Origin of the sequence: Actinacidiphila polyblastidii (assembly GCF_036353415.1) — a bacterium.
Taxonomy (GTDB): domain Bacteria; phylum Actinomycetota; class Actinomycetes; order Streptomycetales; family Streptomycetaceae; genus Actinacidiphila; species Actinacidiphila polyblastidii.
Genome location: NZ_JAZEWV010000006.1, coordinates 248,939 through 274,144 on the forward strand (window position 1 = coordinate 248,939; position 25,206 = coordinate 274,144).

Here is a 25,206-nt window from a genome sequence, read left to right on the forward strand (position 1 = left end):
GCGCCGTGTGGTGCGGTCCTGCGGTCCTGCCGGTGGTGCCGGTGGTGCGGGATGGTGCGGTGGAGCGGCGGGTCCTCCCGGGCCCGCTGGTCTACTTGTAGGCGAGCGCCTGCAGCTCGAAGAGCTCCGCGTACAGGCCGCCGCCCTGGATGAGGGTCTGGTGGTCGCCGGTCTCCACCACCCGGCCGTCCTTGACGACGACGATCAGGTCGGCCATCCGGACGGTGGAGAAGCGGTGCGAGACGAAGAGGGTGATCGCGCCGGTGGTCTCGCGGACCTGGCGGGCCTGCGCCGCGTACCGCTCGAAGAGGTGGTGCTCGGCCTCCGGGTCCAGCGCGGACGTCGGCTCGTCGAGCACCAGCAGCAGCGGTGTCTCGCGCATCAGCGCGCGGCCGAGTGCCAGCTTCTGCCACTGGCCGCCGGACAGCTCCGCGCCCTCGGTGTAGCTGGTGCCCAGCTGGGTGTCCAGGCCCGACTCCAGCTGGGCGATGACGTCGTCGGCGTGGGCCTTCCCCAGCGCGGCGGTCACGGCCGGCGCGTCGTCGAGGTGCGGCAGGTCGCCGAGCCCGACCGTCCGCCCCGCCGTCAGTTCGTAGCGTACGAAGTCCTGGAAGCCGGCGGCGATGCGCTGCCGCCACTGGTCGGCGGGCAGCCTCCGCAGGTCGGTGCCGTCGACCAGGATGCGGCCCTGCGACGGCCGGTACAGCCCGCACAGCAGCTTGACCAGGGTGCTCTTGCCCGCGCCGTTCTCGCCGACGATGGCGACCGTGGCGCCTGCCGGCAGGGTGAGCGAGACGTCGCTGAGCACCTGGGTGTCGGTGCCCGGGTAGGAGAAGTCGACGCCCTCCAGTTCGATGCCGCGGGTCAGCCGCTCCTCGGGGGTGCGGTCCACCGGCAGCGCCGCCGACACCGCCACCAGCTCGCGCACGGTGTCCATCCGGCGCAGCGTGCCCGCCATCCGCTGCAGGTCGCTGAGCAGGCTCACCGCGGCGGCGACCTGCCGGTTGACCTGGGTGGCCAGCGAGATCACCAGCACGACGTCGCCGACCCGGTGGTGGCCGGTGATGGCCTCGCGGATCACCAGGATCATCGCGCCCATGTAGGCCAGCCCGAAGACCATCTGGCCGCCGGCCCGCACCAGCGCCGCCTTGTTGCCCGCCCGCCACAGCCCGCGGCTGGTCGCGGCCCACAGCTCGGCGTGGCGGCGGCGCAGTTCGCCGCTCATCTGGAAGACGCGCAGCTCGCCCGCGTAGCGCGCGGAGGACGCCAGCCGGAAGAGGTTGAGCGCGATCCGGGTGGACTCGGCGGTGTCGGTCCTGGCCTGGTCGTTGATCTTCTCCGCCCTGCGGCCGGCCAGCAGCGGCGGCACCGCGGCGACCGGGAGCAGCAGCAGGAGCGGGTTCAGCCGGGCCAGCAGCACCGCGGTGAAGATCACCGCGAGGATCAGTCCGAAGGTGCTGAAGAGCGCCTGCAGCGCGTTGGGGAAGCGCCGGCTCTCCGGTCCCAGCACGGTCAGCATGTCGGCGTAGTCGGAGCGCTCGTGGTGCTCGATGCCCTCCGAGCCGTTGGAGAGCCTCATCAGGTCCTCGACGAAGTCGAGTTCGGCGAGTTCGGCGAGTTCGAAGTAGGCGACGTGGGCGAAGTTGCCGAAGGAGAGCGTGACGATGGCGAGCACCGCCACCGTCACCCCGTACCAGGCGGCGTCGCCGGACCTGCCGTCGACGACGGCGTTGGTCATCAGGCCGAGGAAGGCGGCGAGCAGCGGTGCCGCCACCGCGCCGGCCATCATCAGCACGATCGCGGTGACGGTCTTGCGCCAGTCGACCTTCCAGGCGATCCCGAGGACCCTCCAGGAACCGGTCAGCGTCTCCTTCACAGCGCCCTCCCCACGGTCTCTTCGCTCGGCGCCGCGGCGTCCTTGCCGCCGCCGGGGTCGTCCTCGGAGCCGGCGTCCTCGGAGTCGGTGAAGCGGTCGGCCTGGAGCCGGAACAGGTGCGCGTACCGGCCGTCGGCGGCGAGCAGCTCCTCGTGGCTGCCGTGCTCGGTGACCCGGCCGTCCTCCAGCACCACGATCAGGTCGGCCTGCCGCACGGTGGAGAACCGGTGCGAGATCAGCAGCGTGGTGGCGCCGTGCGCGAGGTCGGTGAACTCCTTGAAGAACCCCGCCTCGGCGCGCACGTCCAGGCTCGCGGTGGGCTCGTCGAGCACCAGCACGGGCGAGCCGTTGCGCAGCGCGAACAGGGCGCGCGCCAGGGCGATCCGCTGCCACTGCCCGCCGGACAGGTCCGCGCCGCCCTCCAGGTGCCGGGCCAGCGGGGTGTCCATGCCGCGGGGCAGCGCGTCGAGCGCGTCGGCGAGGCCGACGGCCTCCACCACGGCCCGCACTCCGGCCCGGTCGCCGATGTGCGCGACGGACCCGAAGGCGACGTTGTCGGCGGCGGAGACCTCGTAGCGGGCGAAGTCCTGGAAGATCACGCCGAGTTTGGCCCGCCAGGCGTCCACCGGGTAGCTGCGGATGTCGACGCCGTCCAGCAGGATCGCGCCCGAGGTCGGCTCGTGCAGCCGGGCGAGCAGCTTCACCAGCGTGGTCTTGCCGGCGCCGTTCACCCCGACCAGGGCGGTGCACCGGCCGATCGGCAGGGTGAGGTCCAGCTCGTCGAGGATCATGCGCTGCTGGCCCGGGTAGTGGAAGCTCACCTTGTCGAAGCGGATGGTGCCGGACGGCTCGGGCACCGTGGCGGCGTCCGCAGCGGGCGTCCCGGGGGCGGTGGAGTCGGCGGCGGACTCGCGGGCGGCGGGCACCCGGGCGGCCGGCTCGCCGGCGGCGAGGCCGGAGAAGAAGCGGCGCACCGCGTCGTAGGCGTGCATGCCGACCGCGGTCGGCAGGTCGGACTCGCGGTAGAACTCGCCGAGGCTCAGCGCGCTGAGCGCGGCGGTGATGACCATGACGAAGTCGGTGAGGCTCAGGTCGGAGCCGGGGTCGGCGGCCGTGTGGCCGGCGAGCGCCATCACCGACGCGGTGACGGCCATCCCCCAGGCGGTGAACCAGACGAACGGCCACAGGTAGATCCGCCGCCGGGCCGCCCACAGCGGCTTCAGCCACTCCAGGTAGCTCTGCCGCCACAGCTCGCGGAACCAGTCGATGAGGCCGAAGACCCTGATCTCCTTGGCCGCGTCGGCGTCGATGGCCAGCGCGCGCAGGTAGTCGTTCTTCAGCTCGGCGCCGTCGAGCTCGAAGCGGACGTCGGCGTACTTGCGCAGGCCCCCGCGCAGTCCGTAGCGGAAGAGCATCACGGCGACGACGAGTCCGGCCGCGGCCAGCCAGGAGAACACCGCGCCGACCACGCCCGCGTACCCGGCGAGCTGGGTGTAGCGGCCGATCAGCGCGAGCTGTCCGGCGCACGCCTGGCCGGGACTCTGCACCCAGGTCTCCAGCTCGCGCGCCGCGGTGCGCAGGTCCTCGACGACCCGCGGGTCCTCCAGCGGTCCCACGCCGGTGGTGCTGGTGGCCGCGGCCATCACGTCGTCGATCACCTTGCCGTCGACCTGGCGGGCCACCAGGTCGCCGACGGACTCCCGTACCGGCGCCACGATCTGCTGGCCGATGAAGGCACCGGCGGCGACGAAGAAGGCGTCGAGCAGCGAGTCCCAGGCGTGCGAGCCCAGGCCGCCGTCGACCGCGGCCGGCACCCGGCCGAGGACCACGGCGGCGGCGACGACGAACACCACGGGCAGCGCGCCCAGCAGCACGTTCACCAGCACGTCGAGGATGATCAGCGGCGCGCCGGCGCGCCGGGTGAGCACGGTGATGTCGACGCGTGCGAGGGCCAGTTCGGCGGGCACGCCGCGTTCCTTGCGGGATGTCACCGCACACGTCCTTCCCGGCGGCGCGCGCGGTCGCGGGCGGTCGCGCCGCGTTCCAGATCGTGTGTCATCGGTCCTCCGTGCCTCGCATCAGCGTCATGGTCATCGCTCACCTCGTGCTTGCGTCGACGAACCGGAGCCCGCCGGATGGACATGCCGGCTCAGATGCGCAGCACGACCTTTCCGGTGTAGACGCCGTTGAGCAGGTTGACCGCGGCGGTGACGCCGTTCTCCAGGCCGTCCACGATCGTCTCGGCGACGATGATCTCCCCCGAGCGCACCCAGCGGGGGAACCGCTCGTCGAACTCGGGGAACAGGTCGGTGTGGTCGAAGGTGTAGTAGCCGAGCAGGCTCAGCCGCTTGCCGATCACCGCCAGGATGTTCCGCGGCCCCTGCGGCACGCCGGTCCTGATCTCCTGCATGCCGCCGCCCATGACGATCCGGCCGCGCGGCTTCAGCGCGTCGATGGCCGCCTCCAGGTGGGTGCCGCCGACGTTGTCGTAGTAGACGTCGAGGCCGTCCAGGTGCTGCCGGAAGCCGTCGTGGTAGTCGAAGGCCACGTCGAAACCGAGGGTGTCGCGCAGGTACGCGGCCTTCTCCGGCGTGCCCGCCGAGCCGATCACCCGGGTGGCGCCGCGCAGCCGGGCGATCTGCCCGGCCATGGTCCCCACTCCCCCGGCCGCGCTCGACACCCAGAAGGTGTCGCCCTGCTGGATCTGTGCGACGTGCGTGCCGACGTAGGCGGTCTGCCCGAAGCACAGGTGGTGGGTGAGCGAGGGGTAGCGTTCGGGGTCGACCCGGCGGAACTCGCCGGCGTCCTCGACCACGTAGTCGCGGAAGCCGAAGCGGTGCCACACGAAGTCGCCGGCGGACAGCCGGTCGTCCTCGGACTCCACCACCTCGCCGATCGCGTCGCTCCACATCGCCTCCCCGGGCTGGAAGTCGGGGATGTCGACCTTGCTGAGGTCGTTCATCCGCAGCAGCAGCCCGGGGTCGATGGACATGTACAGATTGCGGACGACGACCTGGCCGGGGGCCGGCGCGGGCACCGCCACCTCGACCATCTTCACGTCGCCGGGCGCGGGCAGCCGCCCGGTCGGGCGCGACACCAGGTGCACTTCGCGACTGCGTCTCACGGCAACCTCTCCTTAGCGGCGACGAGTGGTGCGGGTGCGTCGATCGTCGTGCGGGGTCGTCAGGCGCCGCTGGCCACCGGCAGCTCCACCGGGTCCGCGCTCTCCGCCGCCAGCGGGTGCTCGGCGGACGGCGGCCCGGCCAGCTCGTGGATGCCCTGCCGGATGTCCGCGACGATCTTGTGGGCCTCCGCGGCCGTCGGGGCCGCCGCGATGACCGCGATGATCGGGTCGGGCCACGGCAGCGCCCGCACGCTCGTCGGGTACGCGCGCACCCCGGACTTCCACAGCCGCTGGAAGACCGGCCGGATGTGCTCCTCGTACGTGGTGCCGTCCGCGACGGGCATCATGAAGTGCGCGGACAGGGTGAGTTCCTTCTCCGCGCCCCACATCCGCAGCAGGCCGCCGGCGTGCAGGGAGCCGCTGCGCCGGGCGTTGATCTCGGTGACGTACAGCTGGTCGTCGGCGCCGGCCACGCAGTCGCAGCACATCCAGCCGCGGTAGCCCAGCTTGTGGGCGGCGGCGCCCAGTTCGTGGGCGGTACGGGTGAGCCGCTCGCCCCACACCGCGGGGAGCGCGCCCTCGCCGACGTCCACGCTGCGGAAGGAGTAGCCGTGCTCGACGGTGAGCGTGCAGAGCACGACGTCCTCCACGCCGTCCTCGCCGATCAGGATGTCCGCGGCCGGACAGCCGATGCCGTCGGCGTGCGCGACGAACTCCTGGATCAGGATGGGGAAGGCGAAGAAGGAGTCGCGGGCCGCGTTGTCGAGGAACTCCTCGACGCTGCCCGGCGTGTCGGAGACGACGGCGGAGCCGTCGCCGGCGACGCCGAACAGGGTGCGGGCGATCACCTTGCCGTGCTGCGCGGTCATCGACCGCAGCGCGCCGCGCAGTTCGACCCAGTTGCCGACGACCATGCCCTGCGCGACCCGGATGTCCGGCAGCTGCCTGGCCAGGTCGAGCGCACTGACCTTGGAGTCCAGGTAGAGGCTGGCCCAGTAGTCGTCCTCCGGGAGGTGGTCGAGCTCCACGGTCAGGCCCCAGCCGCGCAGCATCGCGGCGAGCAGGTACGTCTCCGGGGTCGGGCCGACGATCAGCAGCCGCACGGTGTCGTAGCCGGACAGGTGGCCGCGCAGCTCGCCCTGGGCGTCACCGTCCTTCAGCAGGTCCTCGACGAGCAGGCCGGTGCGCATGGCCGGCGACACCACCGGGGCGGGCGCCAGGCCCAGTTCCCGGTGGATGTCGGCGTACCACTGCTCGTTCCAGCCGACCGGCAGGACCATCACCCGCGGGTTGTCGGTCCAGAAGACCGCGTGCTCGCACTCGTAGGTGCCGCTGAAGCGCACCACGCGCTCCCGCTCGTCGCCGGTGAGGTTCAGCGCGGGGTTGCGCAGGTGGTACTCGGCACTGTTGGGGACGATGAGCTCGACAACTTCAGACATCTGCGGGGTCCTCGATCTCTCGGGAGACTGCGGGCGGCTGGAGGTTTGCGTCGGACGATCGGGGCGGTCAGTCCTGCGAGATCTCCTGGGCGATCTCCCAGAGGTTGCCCGCCGGGTCGGCGAAGGCGGCGGTGCGCCGGCCCCAGGGCTGGTCCACCGGCCCGTTGATCAGCTTCACGCCGTGCTGCTCCAGCTCCGCGGCGACGGCGTTCGCGTCCTTCACGTTGATCGTGAGGAGCGCGCGCGCACCGGTCCCCGAGCCGGCGACGCCGGCGGGCGCGATGAGGCCGTGCGCCTCCGAGACCGCCAGCAGGTTGATCATCAGGTTGTTCAGCTTCACGACCGCGGACACGTCGTCCTGGTAGATGACCTCCAGGCCGAATACCTCCGTGTAGAAGGTCTTGGCCGCGGAGATGTCCTCCACGAACAGGGTGATGACCTCGATCTCGCTCAGTGCCTTGATCACGTGCGCTCCTCTGCTGTGCTCGCGGTGCCCGCCGAGCCGCTCCGTGGCGGCCCGGCCTTGCTTTCTCTCCTACGACCCCTACGACGAACGGGCGGCAGCGGGCTGGACACCCTGATCCCAACTCGCCACCGCGCCCCGCCGGCTCAGCCCTCCTCCGCCACCCGGTCGACCGCCAGGATGCGGAACTCCGAGGTGTAGCGGGCGCCTTGGGCGTCGCGCAGCCACAGCTCGGAGCGGTCGGGGAGCATCTCGGTCAGGCTCACCGAGCCGTTCTCCTCCTCCGCCGACCTGCGGATCGACTTGGCGAGGATGTTGACGTAGACCAGGCTGGAGAAGTCCACGAAGGTCGGCTTGTCCTCCACCGGCACCTTGTAGAAGGCGCGTTCGGGCAGGCCGTGCTCGATCCGCCAGCGGCGTGCGGCGAGGAAGCGGTCGGACTCGGACTTCACCGCCGCCCAGCCGACGTCCGCGGCCGGGAAGCTCCACGACTCGCGGGCGATGACCAGCCGGTCGATGGTGATCCGCGGGCTGTGTGCGCCGCGCGACACCGGCTTGAACGCGTTGACCGCGGCGGCCGCCAGCGGTTCGCCGAACATCTTGGACAGCGGCGCCCGGAAGGAGCCGGTGCGGGACCGGGCGATCAGCCGGTCGCCCTCGCGGAGCACCTCCAGGTCGGCGGCCGGCATGATCGGACCGGGCGGCAGGACCGACTCGGGGTGCATCGTCCAGTACGTGTAGCCGGGCGACAGCAGCGCGGACGGCGGCGAGACCCGGGAGCTGACGCCGGGCACCTCGCGGGACGGGATGCCGTAGATCCGCCGGCCGCCGAGGTCGGCCTCGGCGGACGCGAGCATCGTCGGCGGGTCGTCGTGCTGCTGGACGAAGACCCTGCTCTCCATGGTGTTGAAGGACAGGTGGAGTTCGCCGAGCACGAACAGGTAGTCGCCGCGGGCGACGGCGGCCTCGTCGGCGGCGGCGAGCATGAAGTCGGGCGAGTGGTGGATGGCGGTGACCCACGGCACCGGGCGCGGCGGGAAGGACTCGGCGACCCGGCCGGCGAGTTCGGCGCTGTCCAGCTGCACCTCGCGGGCGTCCTGCGGGAGTTGCAGGACCGCGGCCCAGCGGCGCTGGAACTCGTCGACGGCGCGCCGCACCGGCTTGGACAGCGCCCGCATGTTGAAGAACAGCTGCGGGGTGGCCAGGCTGAGGATCGCCGCGAGCGGCACCACCGGGCTGCCGGACTGGGCGACCCGGCGCTCGTACAGCTCCGTGAACAGCCGGTCGTACTCCTCGCCGATCTGGGTGACCAGCCAGCGGGCGCTGTCCAGCAGCAGCGACAGCGGGCGGGACAGCGCGTCGCGCAGGCCGGGGCCCATGGTGGTGCGGACGCCGCGGACGGTGTCCTCGTACACCAGGGTGCGTCCCGCGTAGGTCAGTCCCGCGCGGCGCTCCCCGTCCAGGCCGGTGATGTCCTGGAAGGTGTCGCCGAGCACGGTGAGCGCCGCTTCGAGCGCCACGTCGTCGCCCGCCGCGGCGGCGACCCGGTCCCTGGCGTCGACCAGCCGGCCCACCACGGCCAGCGCCCGCTCGCGCACCTCGGGGTCCTTGATCCGCTCCAGCCGCCCGATCAGGGTGCGTTCGGGGAACGCCTCGATCGCGCCGACCAGGTCGAGGCGGAGCAGTCCGCGCTCGACCAGCTCGTCGTACGCGGCCAGCAGCGCGGCGGGCTCGGCGAGTTCGGGGAACTCCGACCAGGTCAGCTCCGCCGCGACGTCCTGGACGCTGCGCACGCCGTCGACCAGTGCGAGCACCTCGGACTCGGCGGGGGTCAGCGTCACCGGCGCCCGGCCGGGCACGTGCAGGGTGGAGCCCTCCAGCTGGTGCGCGGCGAACAGCCGGGGCACCAGCCACGGCCGCACCTCCGGGTCCGCGGAGAGGGCACGGGCGAGCGCGTCGATCGCCCAGATCTCGAAGTAGACGGTGCGTCGGGCCAGGAAGTCTTCCCCGACCCGTACCGCGAGCGGCTCGCCCTCGTCGGTCCAGCGCGCCCAGCCGACCGGTCCGACGAAGCCGATGGTGTCGTTCTTCAGGCCGTAGCGCTGGAGGTAACTGGCCACCGTCAGCTCGTGGTTGCGGCCGCGGACGTTGCGCGGCTCGCCGGCCGCGAGCTTGTCCAGGCAGAGTTTGAGGAGTTTCGGGTTCTGCCAGGCGACGGCCTCGCGGAACCGCGGGTCCCGCGCGACGGTGCGCACCGCGGCGGACAGCCGGTCGGCGGCGGCCGTGAACTCCGCCCGGTAGGCGTCGAGGCGGGCGGGGTCGGCGGCCGCCTCGTCGGCGGCGGCGGCCAGCGCGGCGTCGGTCAGCGCCTGCACGCTCTCGGCGGGGAAGCCGGTGCCGCGCAGCACCACGTCACGCCAGGTGGCCCAGCCGGTGCCGGTGAACGGGATCAGGTGCCCGTCGGGTGCGGCGTCGTGCGGCGGCCGCACGGGTCCGTCCCCGGCCGGCCGGTCCGGGGCCGGCTGGCCGGGGGCCGGCGGGACCGGGGCGGGCTGCCCCGGTGCGCCCGCGCCCGTTGCGTGCGCGTCCGATGCGTGCGCGTCCGATGCGTGCGCGTCCGTGTGCTGCGTGGCCATCACGCCTCCCGCCGGTCGATCTGGTCGGCCAGGGCCTCCAGAGTGGGGTGGTCGAACAGCACGACGATGCCGAGGTCGACCCCGAACTCGCCGCGCACCCGCGTCATCAGCTCCACCGCGGTCAGCGAGTTGCCGCCCAGGTCGAAGAAGTCCGCGTCGTGCCCGATCTCGCCGCGGCCCAGCAGCGCCGTCCACAGCGCGCCCAGCCGGTCCGCGGTGGTCAGCGGGCCGCCGCGGCCGCGCGCGGCCGACACCGCGGCGGCGGGCGCCGGCCGGGGCGCCGCGGCCTGGGCGCGGGCCGCCGGGTGCACCGCGGTCGGGCGCCCGTCGACGAAGTGCCGGACGGCGATCTGCCGCGGCGTCCTCGCGTCGAGCAGCTCCATCAGCAGCGCGCCGCCGCGGTCGGGGTCCAGCCCCACGCCCGGCTCGACCGGCACGCCCATGCCGATGTCCCGCCAGCGCGGCCAGGCGACGGTCAGCAGCCGGCCGGCGGCCGGCACGCCGGAGCGGACCAGGGCGTCGAGCACCGCGTTCGCGGCGGCGTAGTCGGCGCCGCCGGTCACCCCCTCCAGGACCGAGCGGCTGGAGAAGGCGACGAACAGGTCGAGCGGCGGCCGGTCGGCGAACACCCGGCCCAGCGCGAGAGTGCCCAGCACCTTGGGGTCGAAGGCGGCTGCCGCCTTGGCGGTCGAGGTGAAGGCGACCATGCCGCTGCCGGCCACGCCGGCCAGGTGGAAGACGCCGTTGACCGGGCCGTGCCGCCGGCTGACGTCGTCGACCAGGGCGGCCAGCGCCGCCTGGTCGGTGACGTCGCAGGCGGCGACCTCGGCGGTGGCGCCGAGGTCGCCGAGTTCGGCGAGGAGTTCGGGCCGCGGCGACGCCTTGCGCCCGGTGAGGATCAGCACCGGGCGCTGCCCGGTCCTGGCCAGCTCCCTGGCCACCACCCCGCCGAGACCGCCGGTGCCGCCGGTGACGAGGTAGACGCCGCGGTCGCGCAGCGGCGGCTCCTGGCTCGGCGTGAGCGGGAGCGGGCGCTCCACCGGGATCCAGCGGCGGTCGCCGCGCAGGGCGACCAGGGGGTCGCCGCCGCGGTTCCGCAGCTCGTCCGCGAGGTCGTGCGCGGCCACCGAGTCCCCGAGGTCCACGAGCCGGGCGCGCGCCACCACGTCCTCGCCCGGCAGCGTGCTGACCAGCGCGGTGAGCGCGGCGTTGGCGGGTCGCAGCGGGTCGTGGCCGCTGACGTCCACGGCGCGCTCGGTCAGCACCAGGAGGTCGGGGCGCGGTCCGCCCGCTGACGCCCGGGACGCCTGGCGGACCAGTTCCGACGCGGCGGAGAACCCCAGGGCGAGCTGGTCCTGCAGCCCGCCGCCGAGACCGCCGCGACCGCCGTCGGCGCCGGGACCGCTGACGCCGCCGCCGTCCGCCGCGCCGGGGCCGGTGCCTGCCCTGACCAGCAGGGTGGCCGCGTGGACGAGCAGCGCGGGCGCGTCACCGCTCTCCTTCAGCGCCCTGAACACCCGGGCCAGGTCCCACGGTTCGCCGGGGCGCACGGTGAACTCCCGCCCGGCCGCCTGGTACTCGGCGCCCGGCCGCAGCGCGACGACGTCGAGTCCGGCCTCGGCGAGCGCCGCGGTGACGGTCCTCGCCCGCTCCTCGTCCTGCGGGAGCAGCGCGACGGCCAGGGCGGCGCCGTCCGAGGCCGGCGCCGGGCGGCGGTGCCGCTCCTGCCAGCCGAGCAGGCTGAACGGCGAGGAGGCGTCCCCCGCGGCGTCCGCGCCGTCCGCGCCGCCGGCGGCGGGCGCCACGTCGACCCAGTGCCGCTCGCGCTCGTACGGGTAGCCGGGGACCGGGGTCCTGGCGACCTCGGCGAGGTCCTCCACCGCGGCCCAGTCCACCGGGTGGCCCTCGGTCCACACGGCGGCGACGGCGGCCAGCGCGGACCGCACCTCCGCCAGCGGGTCGGTCCTGCGCTGGGCGAGGGTCGGCAGCACCGTGTGGCGGCCGTCGGCGACCGAGGGGTGCTGGCGGACCACGGCGGTCAGCGCGCGGCCGGGACCGGCCTCGATCATCACCTGCCGCCCCTCGGCGGCGGTGAGCGCGTCCAGGGCGTCGGCGAAGTTCACCGGCTCGACGAGCTGGCGGGACCAGAACTCCGGGTCGGTGACCTCCTCCGCGCCGGCCGGCCGGCCGCGGGCCGCCGAGTAGAAGTCGACGACGGGCGCGGACAGGCGCATGCCGCGCAGCGCCTGCGCGAAGGCGGGCACGGCGGGGGCGGCGACCGGCGCGTGGGAGGCGTGGGTGGTGCGCAGCGCACGGCTGGCCAGTCCGGCACGCCGCAACGCCGCCCCGGTCTCGACGAGTTCCTCCGCGGGCCCGGCGACGACCACCTGGCGGGGGCCGTTGACCACCGCGAGCCGTACGCCGCCGGTGAGGAAGGGTGCCACGTCGTCCCGGGACGCGGCGACGGCGAGCATGCCGCCGGGCGGGGTGTCCTGCAGCGCACGCGAGCGGGCGGTCACCGCGCGGACGGCGTCCTCCAGGGTGAAGACACCGGCGACGGTCGCCGCGGTGATCTCGCCGAGGCTGTGGCCGAGCACCGCGGACGGCGTGATCCCCCACGCCTGCCAGGCCCTGGCCAGCGAGTGCTCGACGGCGAAGATCAACGGCTGTGAGGCGCCGGGGGCGTTGATCCGCTCGTCGTCGCCGCCACGCCACAGCTCGCGCAGCGGCACGCCCTGCGCCTCGAACAGGTCGAGGCACTCGTCGAACGCGGCGGCATAGGCGGTCGAGCGCTCGTACAGGTCGAGGGCCACCCCGACCTGCTGCACGCCCATCCCGGGGAAGAGGAAGGTGATCCGGCCGGGCTCCCCGGCGGCCGGCGTGCTGAAGTGCGCGGCGGACCTGGGGTCCTGGAGCAGCGCGGCGGCCTCCTGCGGGCCGACCGCGACGACCGCGCCGCGGTGCGGGTACGGGGTCCGGCCGCGCTGCAGGGTGGCCACGCTGCCGGCGTACGCCGCGCCGGCCGGCCCGGCGAAGTGCTCGGCCAGGCTGTCCCGGTAGCGGTCGGCGGCCTGCGGGGTGCGGGCGGACCACACCACGACGCGCGGCCGGTCGTGGGCCGGCGGGGCGGCGGGTGCGGCGGCGGGCGCCTCCTCGACCACGGCGTGCGCGTTGGTGCCGCCCACCCCGTAGGAGTTGACGGCGGCGACGCGCGGGCGCCCGTCGGTGCGCGGCCAGGGAACCGCCCCGGTGGGCACCTGGAACGGCGAACCGTCAATGCCGAGCGCCGGGTTGGCGTCCTGATAGCCCGCGCTGGGCGGGATGGTCTCGTTCTCCAGCGACAGCACGACCTTGATCAGGGAGGCCGCGCCCGAGGCGTGCACCGTGTGGCCGATGTTGCCCTTGACCGAGGTGAGCGCGGTGCCGCCGGTCTCCGCGCCGCCCAGGTACTGGTAGGCCGACTTCAGCGCGGCCACCTCGATGGGGTCGCCGAGCACCGTGCCGGTGGCGTGCGCCTCCAGCATCCCCACGTCCCGCGGGGCCACGTCGGCCAGCGCCATCGCCTCGGCGACGGCGGCGGACTGCCCGGTCACGCTCGGCGCGGCGAAACCGGCCTTCGCCGCGCCGTCGTTGTTCACCGCGGTGGAGCGGATCACCGCGCGCACGTGGTCGCCGTCGGCGAGGGCGTCGGAGAGCCGCTTGAGGGCGACCATGCCGACACCGGAGGAGTAGACGGTGCCTGACGCGGACTTGTCGAAGGGGCGGCAGTGCCCGTCGCGGCTGAGCGTGCCGCCGGGCTCCCACCAGTAGCCGTGGCCGAGCGGCAGCTCCACCTCCACGCCGCCGGCCAGGGCGAGTTCGCACTCGCCCGCGCGCAGCGCCGCCGCCGCCAGGTGGACCGCCACCAGCGAACTGGAGCAGGCCGTCGCGACGTTCAGGCTCGGCCCGCCCAGGCCCAGCTTGTAGGAGACCAGCGAGGTCAGGTAGTCGGTGGAGTTCCAGGTGGTCAGCGACATACCGGACCTGCTGAGCGGGCCGAGCCCCTCGCTGCGCCGCACCAGGTCCAGGTAGTGGCCGGCGCCGGTCGAGCCGAACACCCCCACGTCCGCGAGCGTTTCGACGTCGTAGCCGGCGTTCTCCAAGGTGGCGTGGGCGCATTCGAGGAACAGCCGGAGCTGCGGGTCGCAGATCCGTGCCTCGCGGGGCGTCAGCCCGAAGAACTCCGCGTCGAAGGCGTCGACGTCGGGCGCGGTCGCCAGCGCCTTGACGTAGTCGGCGGCGGTGAGCGAGGCGGCCGGCACGCCGGCGGCCAGCAGCTCGTCGTCCGACGGGAACCGGATGGACGCCACACCGTCGCGCAGATTGGCCCAGTAGCGGCCGAGGTCGACGGCTCCCGGGAAGCGGCCCGCCATCCCGATGACGGCGATGGGTTCATGACCTGCCATATTGCTCATGCCTGCCCTCGATCGAGATCTCGTCGGATGCGTTGACGCAACTGCCGCCGCTGGTGGGCCCCTTCGCCGTCGCGCGGATGGTGCCTGACCTCCCGTAACGGAACCGGGCGCGGGCCGTCCGCGAGGAACCGGGCCAGCGCCGTCACATGGGGGTGCTCGAACATCGCGGTGACCGGGAAGTCGACGGCCAGCCGTTCGCACAGCAGCGCGTGCAGCCGGACCAGGGCCATCGAGTTCAGTCCCGCGTCGAAGAAGTTCTCGCCGGGCGGCACGTCGGCGCCGACGATGCCGCGCAGCAGCCGTGCGATCTCCTCGGCCAGTGACGCGGCACCCGGCGTGTCCCGGGGCGCGCGGGGCGCGGGGATCGCCGCGTGCCGGCCCGCTGCCTTGCGCCGCGCGCCGGGGGCGAAGGCGTCGACCACGCGCAGTTCGGTGGGGACCGCCCAGCGCGGCAGCCGGCGGCGCAGGTGGGAGCGCAGCTCGGCGACCACGGGGGCGTCGGCGCCCGGGTGGGCGACGACCGACAGGGACAGCGCGGGTCCCGCGGCGGTCGGCAGCAGCCGGACCAGCGCCCGGTGCACGCCGGGGTGGCCGAGCGCGACGCGTTCGACCTGTTCGGGGTCCAGGCGGTGCCCGTCCACCGAGACCTGGCGGTCCAGCCGGCCGTCGGGCACCACCGCGCCCGACGGGTCGCGCCGGCCCCGGTCGCCGGTTCGGAAGGCGGCGCCGCCGCGGAAGGCCGGACCGCCGGCCGCGGTGAAGGCGCCGGCCCGGCCGGACCCGGCCAGGTAGCCGGCGGCCAGGTGCGGCGAGCGCACCACGATCTCGCCGGCCTGGCCCACCGGGGCGGGCGTGCCGTCCGGCCTCAGCACCAGGAGTTCGGCGCCGCCCGCGCCCGAGCCGACGGGTAGGACCGACTCGTCCGGCAGCGCGGCCGGGGGCAGTGCGCCCGCGGCGGCCACCTCCTGGACCGACGCGAGCTGCGGCGTCTCGGTCGCGCCGTACCCGTTGACCACCGGCGCCGCCGTGACGTCGCGCAGCTCGCGGACCAGGCCCGCGGTCAGCGGGGCGCCCGCGCTCACCACCAGGCGGAGGTCCGCCAGCGCGGCGTGGGCCGGGCCGTGGGCGGCGGCGAGGATCATCTCCAGCAGCGCCGGTGTGGCGTGCAGGACGGTCACCCGCTCCTCGCGCAGCAGCGCGAACAGCCGGTCCGGGGCGGCGAAGACGTCCTGCGGCGGCACGACGACCGTGCCGCCGACCGTCAGCGGCGCCAGGATGTCGCGCAGCAGCGGGTCGTGCCCGATCCCGCCCAGCATGGCGACCCGGTCGGACGCGGTGAAGCCGTACGCCCGCACGTACCAGTGCAGCGTGGCCGCGAGCGAATCCGACGGCACCTGGACCGCCGCCGGGCGGCCCGAGGTGCCCGAGGTGAACAGCACGTGCCCGATGCCGGGCAGCGGCCGCGGCGCGGGATCGGTCACAGGCGCCGGCGGCTCGCCGCGCCCCGTCGCCCACACCGCGGCCGGCCGCAGCAGCGTGTGCTGCTCGCCGAGCACCGCGTCCGGCAGCCCGGCGTCCACGACCGCGACGACCGCCCCCGCTGCCCACGCGCCCAGCAGCGCCGCCGGTAGATCCGGCGTCCGCCCGGCCCGCAGCTCCACCACACCCCCGGCTCCCACCCCGGCCGCCCGCACCTCCGCGGCCACCCGCGCGCAGTCGGCCACGAGCTGCGCGTACGTACGGCTCCCGCCGTGGCCGCCGCCCCCGCCCCCGGCGACCGCCACCGCAACGGCATCCGGCCGCGCCGCGGCCGCGGCGCGAATCTGCGCGAGCACCCCGGGCGCGGACCGCGCAGGCGCCGCGGGCGCCGGCGCGGGCTCCAGGCCGGAGCTGGGCTCGAGCTCCGGCCCAGGCGGCGGCCCGGTCTCGGGCGCCGGTACGGGTGCGGGCAGCAGCCCGGAGGCGGCCTCGGGCGTCGCCCCGGATGCCGGCTCGGGCACGAGAGCGAGTACGGGCTCCAGTCCGGGTGCGGGTGCCGTCCCGGGCGCCGGCGCGGGCTCCAGGCCGGAGCTGGGCTCGGGCTCCGGCCCAGGCGGCGGCCCGGTCACGGGCGCCGGTACGGGTGCGGGCAGCAGCCCGGAGGCGGCCTCGGGCTCCACCCCGGATGCCGGCTCGGGCACGAGAGCGAGTACGGGCTCCGGTACGGGTGCGGGTGCCGTCCCGGGTGACGGCTCGGGCACGGGAGCGGGCACAGACTCCAGCCCGGGTGCCGGCTCAGGCGCCAGCCCGGCCGCGGGCCCGGACGCCGCCCCGGACACCTGCTCGGGCTCCACCCCGGATGCCGGCTCGGGCACGAGAGCGAGTACGGGCTCCGGTACGGGTGCGGGTGCCGGCTCGGGTACCAGTCCGGGTGCCGGCTCGGGCGCAGCCGCTGGCACGAGAGCAGGCGCAGCCGACGGCACGGACTCGGACGAAGCCGCAGGTGCGGGCGAGGGCGCGAGGTCAGGCACGAGAGCGGGCGCGGGCCCAAGCGCAGGCGCGGGCCGAGGCGCGAACCCAGCCCCATCCCCGGGCGCAGCCGGCGGCCAGGACCCCGGCGCAGCCACGGGTGCGGGCGCGAGCCCAAGCGCGGGCGTGGGCCGGGGCGCAGCGTCGGGGCCGGCCTCAGGCGCCGGCGGCGGGGAGGGGATCGCGGCGAAGCGTCGGGCGGTGTCGGCCACCTGGCGGAGCAGTTCGCCGACGACCGCGTCGTCGTAGAGGCCGTCGCGGCAGATGAGCTCCAGCCGGTAGCCGTCCTCGCCGTACCGGAGGTAGAAGTTGAGGTCGAACAGGGCGGCGGGCGGAGCCGCGTCCAGCCAGTGTGCGGGGGCGCCGGCGAGGACCGGGGCAGGCCCGATCCGGCTCAGGTCGTTGAACCAGACCTGGAAGAGCGGGTTGTCGCGCGGCGAGGGGGGCAGGCCGAGCCGGTGCGCGATCGCCTGGAAGGTGGGCGTGGCGTGGTCGAGGGCGTCGAGCGTGCGGTCCCGGACGTGGCGCAACAGGGTTTCGCGGTCAGCCTGTTCACCGGCCGCGAGCCACAACGGAACGGTGCTGAGGGCGAGTCCGACGAGGTCCACCTCCGGCGGGCGCACCCGGCGGCTGACCGGCATGCCCACGGCGACGCTCTCCTCGCCCGACCAGGCGGCGAGCACCGTGGCCACGCAGGCGAGGAAGTACGTCGCGCGGGTGTGCCCGCTGTCCGCCAGGAAGGCGTCGACGGTGGCGCTCGCCGCTGCGCCGAACGCGGCGGTGCGCCGACGGCCGTCCAGGGTGGGGACGGAGGGTCCGCGCAGCCGGAACGGCAGCGCCGTACGGACCGGCGCGTCCCCCAACAGCCGCTCCCAGTGGGCGAGATCGGCGTGCCAGGACGGGGACCCGACGCTCGCCGCGCGCAGGTGCGCGAAGTCGGCGAAGTTCGGGGCGTCGGACGGCCAGTGCGGCGCGGCCCCCCGGGTCCTGGCGGAGTAGGCGGCGGCGATGTCCGCGACGACGAGTTCGAGGGCGCGCTGGTCGGCGACGAGATGGTGGAGCGAGACGGCGAGGACCGACTGTGCGGGACCGCGCAGCAGGCCGACGGTCATCAGCGGCGGCCGGTCCAGCGGCACCGGCCGCTTGGCGATCTCGGCGACGAAGCCGCCGATCGCCCCCTGGTCCACCGGGCCTGTCACCTGCCTGGTGACGAGCGCGGCGTCGGCGTGCGGGGCGTAGGACCAGTGCGGCACGCCGCTCTCCACCCGGACGGCGGCCCGCAGCAGGTCGTGCCGCGCGAGCACGTCGCCGACGGCGGTCCGCAGCGTCTCCGCGACGATCTCGGCGGGGACGCTGAGCGCGCCCACGACGTTGTTGCCGGAGTCGTCGGCCAGCGCCCGGTTGACCAGCCAGAGCGGCTCCTGCGCGGGCGTCAGCGGGCTGCGGTCGCGCGGCGTGGCAGCGGGCGCGGCGGGACCGGCCGCGCCACCCGAAGACCCCTCCGGACCACGGCTGTTCGGGGCGCCCGCCACCAGCTCGCGCAGCCCCGCCAGCGACATGTCGTCCCGCAGCAGCGCGGCGAGCGGGACGTCGGCCTCGTGGGTCGCGGCTAGCCGGGCCAGCAGCGTGGTCGCGGCCAGCGAATGACCGCCGAGGGTGAGGAAGCCGAGGTCGTCGCGCCGCGCGCCGGACGGCGTCGGCAGCGCCTCCCACCAGGCGCGGGCCAGGTCGTCCCCGGCGTCCGCGGGGTGCCCGGCGCCGCCCGCCGCGGCGGCCGGGAGCGCGGTGGCCCACCACTGCTCGGCCTCCTCCGCGATGCGCCGCCGGTCGGCCTTGCCCGAGGTGGTGAGCGGCAGCCGGTCGACCCAGCGCACCGCTCGCGGGACGAAGGTGCGCGGCAGCCGTTCCGCGGTGAACGCGAGCACCTCGCGCCCGGCGTCGTCCGCGTCGCCGCCCCCGGCGCCACCCGCCCGTCCGGCGGCGGCGACCGCGACCGCGACCAGCTCCGCCCCGGAACCGTCCCGCGACGCGACCGGCACGACCGCCGCGCGGCCGACCGCCGGATGGGCCTCAAGCACCGCCTCGACCTCGCCCGGCTCGACGCGCACCCCGCGGATCTTCAGCTGGGCGTCGGTACGGCCCCGGTAGCGGATCAGGCCGTCCTCGACGGTGACCAGGTCGCCGGTGCGGTACCAGCGCAGGCCGTCCCTGACGGTGAACGCCGCATCCGTCAGGTCGGGGCGCCCGACGTAGCCCAGGGCCACCTGGACGCCGCCGATCCACAGCTCGCCCGGTGCGCCGTCGGCGACCGGCGCGCCCCCGGCGTCCAGGACGCGCAGGTCGGTGTTGTCGACGGGAGCGCCGATGTACACGGCGTCGTCCGGGGCGATGTCCGGCGGCACCGGCCAGTGGGTGACGTCGATGGCCGCCTCGGTGGGGCCGTAGAGGTTGTGCAGCCGCGCGTCGAGCCGGGCCGAGAAGCGGGCGGCGAGCGCGGCCGGCAGCGGCTCCCCGCTGCAGAAGACCAGCCGCAGCGAGGTGTCCTGCCCCGCCGGCGCGAGCCGCAGGTACGACTCCAGCATGGTCGGTACGAAGTGGCAGACGGTCACCGCCTCACGGGCGATGACCGCGCCGATCGCGCGGGCGTCGTAGTGGGCGTCGACCGGCGCGAAGACGCAGGCCGCACCGGTGACCAGCGGCAGGAAGAACTCCCATCCGGCCACGTCGAAGGTGTACGGGGTTTTCTGCAGCACCCGGTCGTGCGCGTCGACGCCGAACTCCGCGGCCATCCACAGGATGCGGTTGCTCAGGGCGGCCGCGCCGACCAGGACCGCCTTGGGGGCTCCGGTGGAGCCCGACGTGAACAGCGCGTACACCGGGTCGTCGGGCGCCACCGCCCGCAGCGGCGCCGGGTCCCGTTCGCCGTCGCCGTACGGTACGGTCCGCGGCACCACGACCGCCGGCGGGCCGGCCGGCGCGAGGCCCTCCTGACCGGCCGCCACGAGGGTGCACAGCGGCCGGACCACGTCCATCATCACCGCGACCCGGCCGGCCGGCTCGTCGGTCGCGACGGGCACGTAGTGGCAGCCCGCCTTGAGCACGCCCAGCAGGGCGACGAGCAGGTCGCACCCCCGGGGCATCCGTAGCGCGACCGCGCCGCGGCGGCCGCCGGTGGCGTGCAGGACGGCGGCCGCCGCCGTGTCGCTGAGCCGGTCGAGTTCGGTGTAGGTGAGGGAGCGCTCGGGGTCGGCGCAGGCCACCGCGCCGGGGGTGCGCCGCCGCTGGTCGCGGAACAGCCCGGGAATGCCGTGCGGTGCGGGGTGGGAGACGCGGGGTCCGCGCAGCAGCGCGGCCCCGCCGGTCATCCCTCCCCCTGGGCGGCCGGAGCCGGTTCCGTGAATGCGGGCATGTTCGGCTTCCCCCTGTCCGGTCGTCGACCGCTGGTCGGCCGGCCGGTTGGTCGTCCGGCCGTCCTGCGTTCCCGTCCTGCGTCCTCGTCCTGCGTCTCCGCGGTGCGCTCCCACCGGTCGCGCCGTCGCGCGGCGCGCCCGTCCCCGTGGTGCGTACCGTCCCCGTGTGCGCGGTGCGGTCAGAGCGGCTGGAGCGCGACCGTCTCGGGATCGGCGAGGAAGTCCGGTCGCGGCTCGGCGATGCCCTGCGGGCTGTTGCTGACGCTGTTGTAGACGAACAGCAGCATCGCCCGGCGGAAGGGCGAGATGTTCGCCGCCGAGGAGTGCAGGATGTTCGGGTGGAACAGCAGGATCGATCCGGCCGGTCCCTTGGGGCTGACCAGGCCGTTGGTTCGGGCGAGGTCCTCGATGACGGACGGGCGGACCTGGAACTTCTCGTCGGCGGTCAGCGTGGCCACCCAGGCCGGCGCGTCCTCGTAGCCGAGCGGCATCCCGTCGACGTCGGCGCCGGCCAGCAGTCCCTCGGCGTGCGAGCCGGGGACGAAGGTCAGCGGGCCGTTGAACTCGGTGACCTCGTCGAGGAAGACCGCCACGTTGACCAGGTCGGGCCGGTGGATGCCGTCGCCCTGCAGCCAGTAGACGTAGTCCTGGTGCCACTCCCACTGGTCGCCGGCGAACGGCGCCTTGATGTTGACCTTCGACTGGTGCACGTACACGTCGTCGCCGAGCAGCTGGCGGACCGCGCCGAGCAGCGCCGGCAGCCGGGTCAGCGCGGAGATCTCCGGCCGGCTGCGGTGCAGGCCGTAGACGGAGCGGACGGTGCTGCCGTCGCGCTCCAGGATGCGGGCCGGGCTGTCCTCGGCGAGCACCTCGGGCATCACGGCGGCGGTCACGTCGAGCACGTCGCGGGGCAGGAAGTCCGGCGGCAGGAGCACGTAGCCGTCCCGCCGGTACTGCTCGATCAGCTCGGGTCCGAGCGGCTGCAGGAGTTCACCGGACGCGCCGGCTGCTGTCTGTGTCATGGATCCGACCCTCCCTGGGTCGTGGGGCCACCGCCCCGCCTTGGGGCCGCCGCGGCTCGTGGTCCGGTCCGGCTCGCCCCCCGCGCGAGCCGGCGTTGGCGCTTTACCAGAAGGGGCGGACGTCGATGGTGCCGAAGCGGGCGACGGGGTGCTTGCCGGCCACCTCGATCGCCTCGTCGAGGTCGGCGCACTCGATGATGTCGTAGCCGGCGATGTGCTCCTTGGTCTCCGCGTGCGGACCGTCCGCGACGACCACCTTGCCCTCGCGGACCCGCACCGTGGTGGCGTCGCTGACCGGCCGCAGCCGGCTGCCCTGCAGCCGCACGCCGCGTCCGTCCATCTCCGACACCCATCCGGCCGTGCCGACCGCCATGCCCGCCTCGTCCTCGGGCGTGACCTCGACGTTCTGGTCGGCGCAGATCAACAACAGGTACTTCATGGTCTCTTCTCCTTCTTCGCGCCTTCTCGCGCCTTCGTCGCAGCTGCTGGTTGCTGTTCGCTGCCTGTTCGGTCTCCCGGGGGTGCGACGAACGGGACGGCTGCGAATGGACATCAGGCGCTGCGCACCACGGGCCGGGCCGCCGGCCGGCGGGGCCCGCGGCGCCCTCGCGGTGCGGAAGGGGCGCTCGGGGCGCCCCGACGTTCGGGGCGCCCTGGCGCTCGACGCGCCCCTACATCACCGTGGTGCGGTAGAGCAGCCGGTGGTGGAGGCGGTGGTCGCACGCGGTGCGGGTGTGCATCGTGGCGTCGTTGTCCCAGATGACGAGGTCGCCGACGCTCCACCGGTGCCGGTAGAGGTACCGGGCGGCGGTGGCGTGGGCGTGCAGCTCGTCCAGCAGGCGGGCCGACTCGTCCGCGGGGAGGCCGACGATGTTGCTGATGATCATGCTGCCCAGCAGCAGCGACCGGCGGCCGGTCACCGGGTGGCGCCTGACCAGCGGCTGCTCGACGTCGGGGGTGCGCTCGCGCTCCTCGGGCGTCAGCGGCTTCTTGTGCGGGTTGGACTTCAGCTCCTGGTCGACCAGGTAGGTCATCGAGTGCACCGCGCGCAGGTCCTCGATGCGCTCCTTGACGTCCTCGGGCAGGTCGTCGTACGCGGTGGTGGCGTCGGCGAAGACGGTGTCGCCGCCCTCCTCGGGGGCCACCGCCGAGTACAGCAGCGAGGCGCGGCTCATGACCTTCTTCCAGGAGTAGTCGGTGTGCCACTCCTCCTGCTCGTCGCCGTCGTACAGGCCGATCGGCTCGCCGTTCTCGAAGATGTTGCTGATCTTCAGGACCTCGGGGTGCTCGGGCACCACGTACCGGGCGACCGGGTAGACGTCGAGCGGGCCGAAGAGCCGGCTGAAGCGGACGTGGTCGGCGTGGTCCAGCTTCTGGTCGCGCAGCACCAGCACGCGGTGGCGGGTCAGATCCTCGATCAGGCTGTCCGCGGTGGCCCGGTCCACCGGTTCCCTCAGGTCAAGCCCGTGGATCGAGGCGCCGAACACCGGGTTCAGCGCATCCAGCGTGTAGGACGTCATGAACTCTCCCCAACTCATCGGCACGAACGGGTTCTAGAGCGTTTTCCAGGCGCGGTCCGGCTCGGCGACGGCCGCCAGCACGATCCGGCAGTAGTCCGCGACCCACCCGGCGGCCGTGCTCTCGTCGAACTCGCCGGGGTTGAACTGCAGGGCGCCCCTGATCTCCCCGGTGGAGGCGACGCCCATGTTCCACGCGGCGCCGCCGGGGATCTGCTCGCTCACCGTCTGGATCTTCTGCACGCCGGCGGTGGCGTCGCCGATGCGGTACGGGTCGTCCGCGGGTCCCCCGGTCCCCGGGCTCACCGGCGACTCGAAGAACCCGAAGATGAAGTCGCAGTTGGCCGGGTCGGCCATCGGGGCCATCAGCGAGGGGATGGCCTCCTCCAGGTGCTGGACCGGCACTTCGTGCGCGTAGGCGTCCAGGCAGGTGGCGCGGGTGGCGCGGATCACGTCGTGGAAGGAGTCGCAGCCGGACAGGTCGGTGCGCAGCGGCAGGAAGTTGAGGAACGGCCCGACCGTGTCCTGGTACTCCGGCTTGCCGCGCCCGTGGATCATCGTGTTGACGACCGGGTGGAGGTCGCCCCTGATCCGGTGGGCGAGCACGGTGAAGGCGGAGAGCATCACCATGAAGCTGGAGCTGCGCGAGGTCCTGGCGAGCCGGGCCAGGTCGGCCACCACGCCGACGTCCAGCACCAGGTTGCGGGCCAGGTAGGGCTGGGTCTGCACCGGCTGCACCGGCCGGTCGGTGGGCAGTGTGAAGAACGGCGCGCCGTCCAGCTGCCGGTGCCAGTACGCCATGTTCGCCGCGGCGGCAGGCCCGGCGGTGCTGTCGTGCTGCCACCGGGTGTACTCCCGGTACTGCCGGGCCGGCGGCAGCGGCGCCACGTCCTCACCGGTGCGCAGGGCGTAGCAGGCGGCCAGGTCGCGGTGGATGAGCTGGAGCGACCAGCCGTCGCAGGCGGTGTGGTGGGTGACCAGGCTGAGCACCGAGTCCTCGTCGTCGAACCGGGCCAGCACCGCCCGCAGCAGCGGCAGTTCGTCGACCGGCACGCCGCTCTCCTCGGCCTCGGTGAGCAACTGCTGTGCGAGCGCGTCCCGTTCGTCGCCGGGGGCGGCCGGCAGGTCGCGCACCACCAGCGGCACCGGCGACGGCGGGTGCACCTCCTGGTACGGCGGCTCGGCGTCGCGCACCACCACGGTGCGCAGCATCTCGTGCCGGGCGGCCACGTCGTCCAGGGCGCCCTGCAGGGCCACCTCGTCGACGTAGCCGGTGATCCGCAGGGTCTTGGTCACGATGAACCGCGGTCCGAACGCTCCCGCCCCCTCACCGGCGCACCACAGCTGCTGCTGGCTGGAGAGGGGGTACCGGTCCCGCCCGCCCTCCTGGTGCGGGACCGGTGACACGTCCTGGGTGAACGGCACGTCATCTCCTCGGCTCGTCTGCGGTTCGACAGTCCGACGAACGGGAGGGCGCCGGATTGACCGTCCGGCCGGGGAAATTCCTCAGCGGTCCGCGCTCCCGCGAGCGCCCTCCAGCGAGGGCTCCTCGGCGGGCCGCTGGGCGGGCACCGGGGCGCCGCCCGCGCCGGACCGCAGCGCGCGGTGGAACGACCGCAGGTCGGCGGCGAAGAGTTCGGGGACCTCAAGGGCGGGGAAGTGCCCGCCCTCCTCGAACTCGCTCCACTGGATGATGTTCGGGAACCGCGGCTCGGCCAGCTTGCGGATCGGCAGCGCCGCGTCGTGCGCGAAGACGGCGATCGCGAGCGGTACCGGCAGCGGCGGCGTCGCGGCCGGCGGGTGCGGCGAGGTGGGCAGCTGGTCGGCCATCTCGAAGTACAGCTGCGCCGAGGGGCCGGCGGACGCGGTCAGCCAGTAGATGGAGGCGTTGGTGAGCAGGTGGTCGCGGCTGACCGAGTCGCCTTCCGTCCAGTCCCAGAACTTCTCGGCGATCCAGGCGAGTTGACCGGTGGGTGAGTCGGTGAGCCCGTAGGCGAGGGTCTGCGGCCTGGTGGACTGGATGTGCATGTAGCCGGCCCGCCCGTCCGCCTCGAAGGAGCCCAGGTAGGCCAGCCGGGCGCGGTCCTGGTCGTCGAGGTCCGCCAGCTCCGCGGGGTCGCCCGAGGGCGGCGTCAGCAGGAAGCTGACGTGCGCCCCGATCAGGTGCTCCGGGTCCATGGCGGCGGCGGTGAGCGATATCCACACGCCGAGGTCGGTGCCGTGCGCGGCGTACCGCTCGTAGCCGAGGCCGTGCATCAGCTGGACCCAGGCGGCGGCGATCCGCGGCACGTTCCAGCCCGCCTCCGGCGCGGGTCCGGAGAACCCGAACCCGGGGGGCGAGGGGATGACCAGGTGGAAGGCGTCCGCGGGGTCGCCGCCGTGGCTGCGGGGGTCGGTCAGCCGGTCGATGACGTCGACGTACTCGGCGACCGAGCCCGGCCAGCCGTGCGTCAGGATCAGCGGCAGGGCGTCGGGTTCCGGTGAACGCACGTGCAGGAAGTGCACGTTGGCGCCGTCGATCTCGGTGACGAACTGCGGGTGGCGGTTCAGCGCCGCCTCCGCGGCCCGCCAGTCGTAACCGGTGCGCCAGTACTCGGCGAGGTCCTTGAGGTAGTCCACCGGCACTCCGCGCGTCCAGCCGGCGCCGGGGACCTCGGACGGCCAGCGGGCACCGGCCAGCCGCCGCCGGAGGTCCTCGAGGTCCTCGTCGGGAATGGAGATACGGAAGGGGCGCATCTAAAGCCTCCTACTTGTCGA

Annotated in this window: 13 protein-coding genes; all 13 read right to left on the reverse strand. The window is 74.5% G+C overall.

Annotated features, from left to right (window positions below; genetic code table 11):
* Positions 1-91 precede the first annotated feature (91 nt).
* The gene (locus tag V2S66_RS10825) at positions 92-1,876 is read right to left on the reverse strand and encodes an ABC transporter ATP-binding protein (RefSeq protein WP_330794383.1); all 1,785 of its coding nucleotides are present in this window, start codon (positions 1,874-1,876) and stop codon (positions 92-94) included.
* Positions 1,873-3,867, reverse strand: a complete 1,995-nt coding sequence (locus V2S66_RS10830; protein WP_330794384.1) for an ABC transporter ATP-binding protein — start codon at positions 3,865-3,867, stop codon at positions 1,873-1,875. The genes V2S66_RS10825 and V2S66_RS10830 overlap by 4 nt, the downstream gene beginning before the upstream one ends.
* Before the next feature lie 158 nt (positions 3,868-4,025).
* Positions 4,026-5,000, reverse strand: coding sequence for an NADP-dependent oxidoreductase (locus V2S66_RS10835; RefSeq protein WP_330794385.1), 975 nt, complete (start codon positions 4,998-5,000; stop codon positions 4,026-4,028).
* Between the two features lie 59 nt (positions 5,001-5,059).
* Positions 5,060-6,439 (reverse strand): hypothetical protein, encoded by a 1,380-nt coding sequence (locus V2S66_RS10840; RefSeq protein WP_330794386.1) that lies wholly within the window; start codon positions 6,437-6,439, stop codon positions 5,060-5,062.
* 67 nt (positions 6,440-6,506) lie between these two features.
* Positions 6,507-6,905 (reverse strand): VOC family protein, encoded by a 399-nt coding sequence (locus V2S66_RS10845; protein WP_330794387.1) that lies wholly within the window; start codon positions 6,903-6,905, stop codon positions 6,507-6,509.
* Between the two features lie 143 nt (positions 6,906-7,048).
* Positions 7,049-9,391 carry a lantibiotic dehydratase gene (locus V2S66_RS10850; protein ID WP_330794388.1) on the reverse strand — a complete coding sequence of 781 codons (2,343 nt, stop codon included), beginning with the start codon at positions 9,389-9,391 and terminating at the stop codon, positions 7,049-7,051.
* 146 nt (positions 9,392-9,537) lie between these two features.
* Positions 9,538-13,992, reverse strand: coding sequence for a type I polyketide synthase (locus V2S66_RS10855; protein ID WP_330794389.1), 4,455 nt, complete (start codon positions 13,990-13,992; stop codon positions 9,538-9,540).
* The gene (locus V2S66_RS10860; RefSeq protein ID WP_330794390.1) at positions 13,989-19,865 is read right to left on the reverse strand and encodes an amino acid adenylation domain-containing protein; all 5,877 of its coding nucleotides are present in this window, start codon (positions 19,863-19,865) and stop codon (positions 13,989-13,991) included. Before V2S66_RS10860 ends, V2S66_RS10855 begins: the two co-directional genes overlap by 4 nt.
* 224 nt (positions 19,866-20,089) lie before the next feature.
* On the reverse strand, positions 20,090-20,932 hold the full coding sequence (locus tag V2S66_RS10865; RefSeq protein ID WP_330794391.1) for a phytanoyl-CoA dioxygenase family protein: 843 nt from the start codon (positions 20,930-20,932) through the stop codon (positions 20,090-20,092).
* Between the two features lie 103 nt (positions 20,933-21,035).
* The gene (locus tag V2S66_RS10870; protein ID WP_330794392.1) at positions 21,036-21,371 is read right to left on the reverse strand and encodes a YciI family protein; all 336 of its coding nucleotides are present in this window, start codon (positions 21,369-21,371) and stop codon (positions 21,036-21,038) included.
* Positions 21,372-21,603: 232 nt separating this feature from the next.
* Positions 21,604-22,452: a TauD/TfdA dioxygenase family protein gene (locus tag V2S66_RS10875; protein ID WP_330794393.1), complete on the reverse strand. Its 849-nt coding sequence runs from the start codon at positions 22,450-22,452 to the stop codon at positions 21,604-21,606.
* Positions 22,453-22,485: 33 nt separating this feature from the next.
* Positions 22,486-23,874: a condensation domain-containing protein gene (locus tag V2S66_RS10880; RefSeq protein ID WP_330794394.1), complete on the reverse strand. Its 1,389-nt coding sequence runs from the start codon at positions 23,872-23,874 to the stop codon at positions 22,486-22,488.
* 81 nt (positions 23,875-23,955) lie between these two features.
* Positions 23,956-25,185: an epoxide hydrolase family protein gene (locus tag V2S66_RS10885; protein WP_330794395.1), complete on the reverse strand. Its 1,230-nt coding sequence runs from the start codon at positions 25,183-25,185 to the stop codon at positions 23,956-23,958.
* Positions 25,186-25,206: the final 21 nt, after the last annotated feature.